This is a genomic window from Paenibacillus sp. E194, assembly GCF_000935845.1.
Taxonomy (GTDB): Bacteria; Bacillota; Bacilli; order Paenibacillales; family Paenibacillaceae; genus Paenibacillus_B; species Paenibacillus_B alvei_B.
Map to the genome: position 1 here is coordinate 1 of NZ_JMDX01000194.1, position 10,930 is coordinate 10,930.

Here is a 10,930-nt window from a genome sequence, read left to right on the forward strand (position 1 = left end):
AAGGTCGATTGAAGTGAATGAACCTATTCTGATCGATTTCGGCTGCTGCATCGATGGATATGTTATTGATCAGACCCGAACCCTTGTTATTGGGGAACTGGACGATGAGCTTCAGCGTGCTTATGATGCTTCGGAAGCGATATTGCGTGCAACAGAGGATCACTTGAAGCCAGGAACGGTATGCGAGACGCTGTACGAAGACGCGGTTGGTATGGCGAAATCGTATGGATTGCAGGAGCATTTTATGGGATATGGTGAGGATCAAGTCAAGTTTCTTGGACACGGAATTGGGATGGAAATTGATGAATGGCCTGTATTGGCCCGCGGGTTCAAGCAGCCGCTGCAGGAGGGAATGGTTATTGCTATCGAACCTAAATTCACTTTCCCGGGACGCGGTGTCGTAGGTATAGAAAATACATACCTGATTACTGCAGATGGATATGAGAAGCTAACAACTGCGGAGGAAGGATTGCGAATCATTTCTTTGTGAACATTGACAATAGCTAGAGTCGGATGTACAGCTTTTATCGTATGCAGTATAGAGAGGCTTCTTTTTGTGACCAATTGCGATACTCGTACGTATACATTTACAGGAACCATAAATTCTAGTACCATATAGAATACATCTAACGGATGGGAGGCATGGACAATGCTGCCTTTGGGAGAGAAAGTAGTCATTGTTGCCGACCGTTTCGAACAACATTTGCCTATCGGGGAATACGGCTATATTATTGCCTATGACCGCAATGCAGACAACGCATTCGACTATGTCATCCGAGTTCCGAGAGCAAACCGCAACTTTTTCGTGCCAGCATCCGATGTCGATCAAGAGGAACGGTTGCTGCAGCAGGAAGCGGACCGCATCGAACGGGAAGCACTTATCGATTATGCACTGGCGACCCATAATGAATCATTATTCCGTCGAATTATGAACGCAGACGCAGAGCCTGATAGCGAAGAGAGCGAACAGGACGGGGCAATGTCACAAGAAGAGTTCATTCGCCAAGTGAATTTAAGAGCTTGGATTTAAAGAAGACGCCGATCACCGGTCATTCCGGTGCTTCGGTGTTTTTTTGCATCCATTACTTTATCAGAATGACGCGTTGAGTTGATTCCGCTTCTAAGCTATAATAAGGGGATGAATTTGGCCTTGATGGCGCAAGGAGGAACAGGCTGCCGATGAGCATTCACGTACAAGACGTCGAGCACGTTGCTAAGTTGGCAAGACTCGACTTGAGCAATGAAGAGAAAGAGCGTTACACGGAACAGCTGAACGCGATTCTAAAATATGCAGAAAAATTAAATGAATTGAATACCGATGACGTCACGCCAACGACTCATGTTCTACCTATACGGAACGTGATGCGTGAGGATGAAGCGCGTCCTTCACTGCCGATAGAGAAGGTAATGGCTAACGCACCGGAAGAAGAAGAGGGTCAGTTCAAAGTACCGGCCGTTCTGGAATAAAGCGAATAAGGGAGGATGCCCGCATTGACACCACTTGAGATGTCATTAACGGAAGCAAGACAAGCAATACAAGAGCGCAAGCTCTCCGTCTCTGAATTGGTGGACGCGTCATTCCGACGCATTGCCAGCACGGATGAGCAAGTGCAAGCATTTCTTACTATGAATGAAGAGGGTGCCCGTAACGAGGCAGCCGCAATCGACAAGCGCATCTCGGCAGGAGAACAGATTGGCTTATTGGCTGGTATCCCTGCAGGGGTTAAGGACAACATCGTAACGGAAGGAATTCGTACAACATGTGCAAGTAAATTCCTTGATAATTTCGTGCCTGTATATGACGGTACAGTATCCCGTAAGTTGAAGGAAGCGGGTGCCATTACAATTGGTAAGCTGAACATGGACGAATTCGCAATGGGTGGTTCCAATGAGAATTCAGCTTATCGGACGACACGTAACCCTTGGGATTTGGAGCGAGTGCCAGGTGGTTCCAGTGGTGGCTCCGCGGCTTCTGTAGCGGCGGGACAAGTTACATTTGCTCTTGGCTCTGATACAGGCGGTTCGATCCGACAGCCAGCATCCTATTGCGGCGTTGTTGGTTTGAAGCCGACATATGGTCTCGTATCTCGCTTCGGCTTGGTTGCCTTCGCATCTTCTTTGGATCAAATCGGCCCAATTACGAGAAATGTAGAAGACGCAGCTCTTGTGCTCCAAGCGATCGCTAGCTATGACAAGATGGATTCAACTTCGGCGAAGGTCGAAATCCCAGACTATGCGGCACAGCTGACAGGTGATGTGGCTGGTCTGCGTATTGGCGTGCCTTCTGAATATATTGGACAAGGTGTCGATCCGAGGGTGAAGGAAGCTGTGCTCGCTGCCTTGAAAGTATTCGAGGATATGGGTGCAACTTGGGAAGAAGTATCGATGCCGCATACCGAATATGCAGTAGCGACCTACTACCTGCTTGCTTCCTCGGAAGCTTCGTCCAACTTGGCGCGCTTCGATGGAGTTCGCTACGGAGTGCGTGCGGACAACCCTGACAATTTGCTGGATCTGTATCATCGTTCCCGCAGTGAAGGCTTTGGACAAGAAGTGAAGCGCCGCATTATGCTCGGTACTTATGCACTAAGCTCCGGCTACTATGATGCCTATTACTTGAAGGCGCAGAAAGTCCGTACTTTGATTAAGCGTGACTTTGACGAAGCGTTTAACAAGTTCGATATTTTGCTCGGGCCTACAGCACCGACAACGGCGTTCCGTATCGGCGAGCAAATTAATGATCCATTAGCGATGTACTTGAATGATATATTGACGATTCCGGTCAGCTTGGCTGGCGTTCCAGCAATTAGCGTACCATGTGGTTTGGCGGATGGACTGCCGGTTGGCTTGCAGTTGATTGGCAAGGCGTTCGACGAAGCGACTGTGCTTCGTGCAGCCCATGCGTTCGAACAACGCACGGAGTTCCATAAGCTGCGTCCGCAGTTGTAATTGAGGAGGCTTACGACATGCCAAGTACGAAATATGAAACGGTCATTGGCTTGGAAGTGCACGTTGAGCTGCACACCAACTCGAAAATCTTTTGCGGTTGCTCTACCGAATTCGGAGCACCGCCTAATACGCATACTTGCCCGATTTGCTTAGGGCATCCCGGCGCTTTGCCGGTATTGAACCACCAAGCGGTGGAATATGCAATGAAGGCTGCTATGGCACTGAACTGCGAGATTGCACCGATCAGCAAGTTCGACCGGAAGAACTATTTCTATCCGGACTCTCCAAAAGCCTACCAAATCTCGCAATACGATCAGCCGATCGGTCAGAATGGCTGGATTGATATCGAAGTGAACGGGGAAACGAAGCGGATCGGTGTTAACCGTCTGCACTTGGAAGAAGATGCAGGCAAGCTGACGCACGTAGACGGCGGCTATGCTTCGCTCGTTGATTTCAATCGCGTAGGTACGCCTCTCGTTGAGATCGTATCTGAACCGGAGCTTCATTCACCCGAAGAAGCGAAGGCTTATTTGGAAAAGCTGAAGGCAATTATGCAATACTGCGACGTATCCGATGTGAAGATGGAGGAAGGCTCCCTTCGCTGTGATGCGAACATCAGCTTGCGCCCGATTGGCCAGAAAGAATTGGGTACGAGGGCAGAATTGAAAAATATGAACTCCTTCCGCGGCGTTCAACGTGGTCTTGAATATGAAGAGGAGCGCCAAGCTGACATCCTGGATGACGGCGGTAAGGTTGTTCAGGAAACTCGCCGCTGGGATGAAGCGCAAGGGCGTACGCTCACGATGCGCAGCAAGGAAGAGGCCCACGATTATCGCTACTTCCCAGATCCTGATTTGGTCACGCTTATTATCGATGAGGAGTGGAGAGAGCGTGTGCGGGCGTCGATTCCGGAGTTGCCGGATGCGCGCAAGGCACGTTATACGAGCGAATATGGCTTAACAAGCTACGATGCAGAAGTCATTACGGCTTCGAAGAAGCTGGCTGACTTGTTCGAGGAGAGCCTCCAATATACGCAGGACGCGAAATCTGTGGCCAACTGGATTATGGGCGACTTGCTTGGATACTTGAACGCGAATGGTCTTGAAGCGGACGCTTCAAAAGTTACAGGCCAAGGCTTGGGCGAAATGATCGGCTTGATTGAGAAGGGTACGATCAGCACGAAAATCGCCAAGACTGTCTTTAAGGAAATGCTGGAGACAGGTAAGGCTCCACAAGCTATCGTTGAAGAAAAAGGGCTTGTCCAAATTAGCGATGAGGGCGCAATTAAGTCTGTTGTTGAGCAAGTAATCGCAAACAACCCACAATCGGTTGAAGATTACCGTGCGGGCAAGCAGAAGGCGATTGGATTCCTCGTGGGGCAAGTGATGAAGGAGACGAAGGGTAAGGCCAACCCGGGTCTTGTGAACGAATTGCTTGTTCAGTGCTTGAGCGAGCTGTAATGTAAGCTATAGATCAAATGAAGAACCGAATAGGGCTCCGTAGGACGGATGGGTAACATATCTGAACGCTGGAGCCAAGCATGGAAGCGGAGTGAATCTCCGCTTTTCGTGTAGATTCAAGTTATTTTCATGTATTCGTATACTCTGTTATTCCGAAAGGGTAGTGATAGACATGATACGTCAGTTGAATATGAATGATGTTGCAACATTGGATCAACTCTGGAACCTACAACAGGCGGCATACCGGATTGAGGCGGACATGATTGGCTTTGACAAGATACCCCCTCTGATGGAAACAGTAGAGGATCTGCAAAATACCATAGAAACATTCTATGGCTGGTGGGATAAGAATCAGTTGGCTGGAGCGGTATCCATCGAAATGACAGGGCCTGTAATTATGGAGATTTGCAGATTGATGGTTCGGCCGGATTATTTTCGGAGAGGGATCGGTGCTAGTTTGTTGGGCCATGTGCTTAATATGCAGGATGTTCATACCCACCGTATTGCAACGGGAGTTCGCAATCTTCCTGCGCTGACATTGTATGAACGTGAAGGCTTTCGATTTGTGCGCGACGAGGAGATTGCGCCGGGCATATGGCTGCGTCACCTGGAAAGAAGGAGGTAGTCGGATATGGAATTGCTCGCGGAGATACCTGCAACAAGTCCGTGGGTAATTGATGATTTTTCATTAACGCTTAGATTGCTGCTTGCGATGCTGCTTGGCGGATTGATTGGATTGGAGCGGGAACAAGCGAATCACCCAGCGGGGCTGCGAACACATATATTAGTTTGCGTTGGTTCGGCACTTATTATGCTGTTGTCCATTTATGGTTTCTCCAGCTTCGTGTACGAAGGAAATGTTCGTGTGGATCCTGCTCGTCTCGCTACAGCAGTAATTACAGGCATTGGTTTTCTTGGCGCAGGAACAATTATTTTTACGGGCAAATCAATTGCAGGACTTACGACAGCAGCCTCTTTATGGGTCGTTGCGGCGATTGGACTGGCAGTAGGTGCTGGGTTCCAATATGCAGCTGTAGTGACGACTATCCTGGTCATCGTCATTTTGTTCGGATTCAACAAGGTAGAACAGCGTTACTTCGGTGGCAAGCGCACACGTGTTTTAACATTAGATGCAGATTCTACTTCTGAATTTCTTCATGAGCTCCATGTCTTTATGGAAACCCATGATGTTACCGTCAAGAAGATGATGTTCCAGCGCTTGTTGAATCAAACTGGCGATCCAATGGTGGAGAAGCGAGCAGAATTGCAGCTCGTTCTTGGCGTCCCCAAACAGTTCGATATGTTCGTATTTGTGGAGCAACTCGAGCGAGTGCAAGGGGTTCGCACTGTTACATTAGAGTAAGAGTCCAAAGCGATCCTAGACTAAAGTCGGTGAAACCTTCCTAGACTCAGGAAGGTTTCTTTCATTTCTGTATCCAACGTACAATGAATATAAGCTTAATACGTACGGTAGAGCGAATTCGCACAATGAATTTTGCTGGGTAGAGAAGGGAAGAGACTATGGTGTATCGTAAGACAACTCAATTTTCGGATGAACTGATCGTCAGTCAAGTGCAGCAAGGTAACGAGGAAGCAATGCGTATTTTAGTGGAAAGACACCGTCCATTTGTGATAACGTGTATTTGTCAGACGGTACAAGATCGTTATTTGGCGGAAGATATCGCCCAAGAGGTTTTCGTGAAGGCGTATCGCCATATTCATTCATTTCGGGGCGACTCGAAATTTACGACATGGCTGTATCGGCTAACGAAGAACCAGATGATTGATATATTGCGCAAAAAACGGAAAGAAGGCCGGGTAGAACGGCTTGAGCCGCACCATATTGCATCCTTTCAACTTCATGATGTTGCTGATATGCCAGAAGAACGCGTGATGAAAAAGGAAAAATGTGAAGAGGTCCACCAAGCACTTCGGGCATTGCCAGAGAAATATCGTATGGTCATGGAGTTGTACCACATGCGCCAGCGAACATACGCAGAAATTGCGCAGATGCTTAAGATGCCAGTTAGAACGGTTGAAACTAGATTATACCGCGCTAAGATGCTGTTTAAGCGAGCGTGGCAGGAACATGCCGGATTAGGAGCTATGTAAGGAGGGAAGGACTTGGCTGATAGAAAAGACGATCAATTACATGAACCTCACAATCAAGGATTCCGTGAGCAGTCTGCTAATAAGGAGCAGGATGAACAGTTTTTGCGTAAGCGTCTGGAACAATTAGCGCGGAGAGAACGCATGTCTCATGCTCATGAGGATCATCAAGGATATGGCCCAGGAGCGCCTATACCACCGCCTCCGATGTATGGAGCAATGCCGCAGAAGAAGAGCAAGTTTCTTTCTTTGTTCTTGTCCTTTATTTTCCCTGGAGCAGGTCATTTCTACTTAGGGTTAATGCAGCGCGGGCTGCTTATTATGATGATGCTGGCCTTAGATATCGTAGCTATCGTGTATTTCACAGCAATAGATGCCAAAGTGAATGTACCGCTAGTCGTATTGTTAGGATTAATGATGCCGGTGATTTACTTTTTAATTTGTTTGATGCCTTGCAATGTACGGAACGTGTCAATCATCAAGCGATGTTTGGTGGCATAGAGCCGACCAGACAAGGGCCGCTCTTAGGGCTCTTTCTTCTGTTCGGGGGAATAGTTATGCTGCTATTAACCGTAGATCCAGCGTGGCTTCGTTGGTTCTTTACGTATGCGGGATCCTACGCGGGAGCAGCTCTTCTTATTGGTGGCGGTATCTTTTTGCTTGTGAAGGAATCGAATAAGAGACGCTGATGGACAACCGAAGGAGATGGTCTTCAGTGGTTAAGGTAGGGAGAATTACTGCTTCGCTGCTGCTTGTCGTTGTCGGAATCATGCTGCTCAGCGATCAGTTGTTTGGATATCATACATTGCGATTATTATTAATATGGTGGCCCTTAGTATTTATTATTTGGGGGATCGAATATATTTGGACTGGCGTGTACCACAGCAAGCGAGGGGATACTCGCCGTCTGCGCTTAGATTTTTTAGGCATGTTCGTTTCTGTTTTTATTGCAGTCTCCGTCTTCATGATTTCTCAGCCTTCCCTGTTCCGGGATTGGGTGCGGAGCATTCAATTCGACTTCTCCATGATGAAGGAGATGACTGGTGAGGACGGGATATCTATCCGGCTGCCGAAGCTGGAACACTCGATATCAGGGGATATTTCGAAGCTCATTGTTCGTAATGACAATGGGGAGATTCGGATACAGACTGGGAATGTAGAGAATATGGATGTTGAGCTAAGTGCAATTGTAAGCGGAGTGGATAGAGAGCACGCACAATCGCTGTCCAACCAGTCTGGAGCATCCATCGAGAATAAGCCTAACGAACATACGTTGTCGATTACTGCGAACGGTTCGAAATTTGCAGTAGGGAATCGGCCAATCCGCATTGATATGATCATCACCATTCCGACTCATGTTATATGGAAGACGGATGTGATGACGAATAATGGGGATATCGCGATCCATGATATGAAAGCCGAAGCAGTGGCGAAGAGCAACAATGGTGATATTAAGCTGCTTAATATTGAAGCCCCAGTACAGGGAGAGACACTGAATGGTAATCTCTTTGTGCAAAATATTCGCGGTGATGCCAAAGTATCTACCATGCGAGGGGATATTACGATGTACGACATCAGTGGGAAGACGATGGCGGATACGAAATCAGGAGATATCGACATTCATGAATCGGCTGGTGCAGTCCAAGCAGAGACCTTGAGTGGAGACATGCTTGTTGAGTCAGAGAACATCGGCGGCAACTGGAAATTGCAGAACATGGCGGGCGATACGACCATTGGCATATCCGAGTGGGCGGATGTTACATTGCAAGCGATGAATCGTTTTGGAGACATCGATATAGATTCGGATTTTCCCTTCCATGTCGTAAAGAATAAAGTAGAGGGTACAATAGGAAATGCTACGTATCAAGTCCATTTGGACACAAATGGTGACATTAGCATACGAAAACGGTAACAGCGCGACGTATTAAGGATTGACAAAACAAAAAACTTCCACGTACAATGGACATATAGAGATTATTTTCTGAGAATCGTTACAATCTACGATTTGTTGGGATAACCCGTATAGAACTAATGTGAGCGTAGAAGGCGGTGGACAAGATGAAAACGCGGGTTCAACATGCATTGGGACATCTGAAAATGTCCGGAGTACGCATCACGCCACAGAGACATGCGATATTGGCTTATTTGATGGATGCGATGAATCATCCGACAGCAGATGAAATATATCGAGCACTCGAGCCGGATTTTCCGAGCATGAGCGTTGCTACCGTATATAACAACTTGAAGTTGTTTATTGAAGCGGGGCTCGTTCATGAGTTGACATATGGGGACAGTTCTAGTCGATTTGATGCCAATGTAACAGATCACTATCATGCCATTTGCGAGCGATGCGGCAAGATCGTTGATTACGCTATTCCTGAATTAATGGAATCGGTGGAGAAATCGGCTGCAGAGGCTACTGGTTTTATCGTACGCGGACATCGAATGGAAGTGTATGGTGTATGTCAATCCTGTGTGGAATCGACTAAGGAGCAATAGGTGATGGTCGATATTCAATACAATGCAGAAATGTAAATGCGCGCGGCAGTTCATGCTTGCGCGCTTTTTTATTTTATCGAATCCAATGATGCAGTCTGAAGAAGTAGGAGTTGACTATATGAGAAGCAATGGAATGGGGAGAGGTGCTCCGCATTATCGAACTGGCGGAAAGAACCGTAAAAAGAGGAAGGGAGGAGGATGTCTCTTTATTCTGATTGGACTCGCCATCCTGGCAGCGAGTGTATGGAAAGGATGGGATGGTATCAGGGGTTGGTTACCTGGTCAGCATGAGGCAGACTCCCAGATGTCTCGGGTAGAACAGCCCTTGATCTGGGACGGTGCTTGGATGGGATATGGGACGAAGGGCAAAGGTGAGGAATTGCTCATACCTGTTCAGGCATTGTCTGATAAGCTCTCTATTGTGTATGAGAATAGTTCCGAAACCGTCATTATGACAAGTTCTAAGGATGTTGCTTCAGTTGCACTTGGACACTCAACGGGAAGCTTGAATGGTCAAGCTAAACAGTGGTCAGCAGCTGCTGAACAAATTGGCGGCGACATTTATGTTCCAATGACTGCGTTGAAGGAAGTATACGGCTTGCGTGCGAAGCAGTACACTTCGAATGGTGCAGTTCAACTAAGCACACCAGGTCAGACTCTTCAACAGGGGATCGTCATTCAGCAAAAGGGTGATACCAAAATAGCCTTGCGTGAAAATGCTAGTAATCAAGCTCCCTCCTTAGAGGAGCTTACAAGTGGAACGCAAGTCACGGTCTGGGGTGAAGAGGGAGACTGGCTCCGGATTGAGGCGGAAGGCGGCAATGTCGGTTATGTTGCTAAAGACGAGATTCAGCGTAAGGGAAGTGTAGCAGTTCCTTCAATCTCACCAGCGCCTGTTCCTACGTTTGTAAAAGAGAAGCGACCAGTAAGCTTGGCTTGGGAAGCTGTGTACTCGCGTAATCCGGATCCAACCAAGCTGCCCGCGATGCCGGGGACGAATGTCATAAGCCCAACGTGGTTCAGCTTGGCTGATAACGAGGGGAATGTAGATGAGAAGGCAGATCCGCGTCTTATGCAATGGGCGCATCAGAATGGGAAGCAGGTATGGGCGCTGTACAGCAACAGCTTTGATCCAGACCGAACTACAGCTTCGCTTGCAACCTTCGACAAACGTAACCGAACGATAGAACAATTGGTTAAGCTCGCAGAGAAATACAACGTTGACGGCATTAATATTGACTATGAGAACGTAAATGTCGAAGACCGCGATAATTTAACGCAGTTTGTAAGAGAACTTACTCCTCGTCTACATGCGAAGGGGCTTGTTGTATCGATTGATGTAACGGCGAAGTCTGGGAGCGGTAGATGGTCGCAATTTTTGGATCGGGAACAGCTGGCGCGTTCTGTCGATTTCATGATGGTTATGGCTTACGATGAACATTGGGCGACGAGCCCGACTGCTGGTTCTGTTGCATCCTTGCCATGGACAGAGAATGCTATGAAGCGAATTATGGAAGAGGATAATGTGCCTCCACATAAGCTCGTGCTTGGAATGCCGCTATACACAAGGATATGGACAGAGACAACAGAAGGTGGAGAGGTGAAAGTATCCTCTAAGGCTGTTGGCATGCAGAAAGTACAAGATTTGATTCAGGATCGTAAGTTGAAGCCTGTTTATTCGGAGGCTGCAGGTCAGCACTATGTCGAATATGAGGAGGAAGGCGCAACTCAGAAAATATGGATCGAGGACAAACAATCGATTCAATCTCGCATTCAAATGGCAGAACGTCTTAAGCTCGGCGGAGTTGCTGTATGGGCCCGAAGCTTCGCCAATGAAGGCATATGGAACGTGCTTCGATATCGAAACTCTTAATCACGCAATGATACTACTTTTATAAGTTAGAAATAAGAAA

Annotated in this window: 13 protein-coding genes; all 13 read left to right on the top strand. The window is 47.6% G+C overall.

All coding sequences use genetic code 11. The annotated features are described in order from the left end of the window. Positions 1–490: M24 family metallopeptidase (locus AZ66_RS21655; RefSeq protein WP_044356735.1), on the top strand; the 490-nt coding region annotated here is incomplete at its 5' end. Positions 491–649: 159 nt separating this feature from the next. Further along, on the top strand, positions 650–1,030 hold the full coding sequence (locus AZ66_RS21660) for a hypothetical protein (protein ID WP_021255274.1): 381 nt from the start codon (positions 650–652) through the stop codon (positions 1,028–1,030). Between the two features lie 149 nt (positions 1,031–1,179). Continuing rightward, entirely contained in the window at positions 1,180–1,467 is a 288-nt protein-coding gene (gene gatC, locus AZ66_RS21665; protein WP_021261568.1) for an Asp-tRNA(Asn)/Glu-tRNA(Gln) amidotransferase subunit GatC, read from the top strand. Positions 1,468–1,506: 39 nt separating this feature from the next. Further along, positions 1,507–2,949, top strand: coding sequence for an Asp-tRNA(Asn)/Glu-tRNA(Gln) amidotransferase subunit GatA (gene gatA, locus AZ66_RS21670; RefSeq protein WP_156160041.1), 1,443 nt, complete (start codon positions 1,507–1,509; stop codon positions 2,947–2,949). A 17-nt stretch (positions 2,950–2,966) separates the two neighbouring features. After that, a complete protein-coding gene (gene gatB, locus AZ66_RS21675; RefSeq protein ID WP_021261566.1) occupies positions 2,967–4,409 on the top strand; it encodes an Asp-tRNA(Asn)/Glu-tRNA(Gln) amidotransferase subunit GatB in 1,443 nt (480 codons plus the stop codon). A gap of 172 nt (positions 4,410–4,581) precedes the next feature. Beyond that, entirely contained in the window at positions 4,582–5,034 is a 453-nt protein-coding gene (locus tag AZ66_RS21680; RefSeq protein WP_021261565.1) for a GNAT family N-acetyltransferase, read from the top strand. A 6-nt stretch (positions 5,035–5,040) separates the two neighbouring features. Beyond that, entirely contained in the window at positions 5,041–5,772 is a 732-nt protein-coding gene (locus AZ66_RS21685; RefSeq protein ID WP_021261564.1) for an MgtC/SapB family protein, read from the top strand. A gap of 158 nt (positions 5,773–5,930) precedes the next feature. After that, a complete protein-coding gene (locus AZ66_RS21690) occupies positions 5,931–6,521 on the top strand; it encodes an RNA polymerase sigma factor (protein WP_021255268.1) in 591 nt (196 codons plus the stop codon). Positions 6,522–6,533: 12 nt separating this feature from the next. Continuing rightward, positions 6,534–7,019 (top strand): DUF6677 family protein, encoded by a 486-nt coding sequence (locus AZ66_RS21695; RefSeq protein WP_231586986.1) that lies wholly within the window; start codon positions 6,534–6,536, stop codon positions 7,017–7,019. 56 nt (positions 7,020–7,075) lie between these two features. After that, positions 7,076–7,207: a hypothetical protein gene (locus AZ66_RS33405; RefSeq protein ID WP_269433121.1), complete on the top strand. Its 132-nt coding sequence runs from the start codon at positions 7,076–7,078 to the stop codon at positions 7,205–7,207. A gap of 26 nt (positions 7,208–7,233) precedes the next feature. Further along, positions 7,234–8,430 (top strand): DUF4097 family beta strand repeat-containing protein, encoded by a 1,197-nt coding sequence (locus tag AZ66_RS21700; protein WP_044356740.1) that lies wholly within the window; start codon positions 7,234–7,236, stop codon positions 8,428–8,430. 146 nt (positions 8,431–8,576) lie between these two features. Then, the gene (perR, locus tag AZ66_RS21705) at positions 8,577–9,017 is read left to right on the top strand and encodes a peroxide-responsive transcriptional repressor PerR (protein ID WP_021261561.1); all 441 of its coding nucleotides are present in this window, start codon (positions 8,577–8,579) and stop codon (positions 9,015–9,017) included. Positions 9,018–9,135: 118 nt separating this feature from the next. After that, the gene (locus AZ66_RS21710) at positions 9,136–10,890 is read left to right on the top strand and encodes a glycosyl hydrolase family 18 protein (protein ID WP_044356741.1); all 1,755 of its coding nucleotides are present in this window, start codon (positions 9,136–9,138) and stop codon (positions 10,888–10,890) included. The last annotated feature ends 40 nt before the right edge of the window (positions 10,891–10,930 follow it).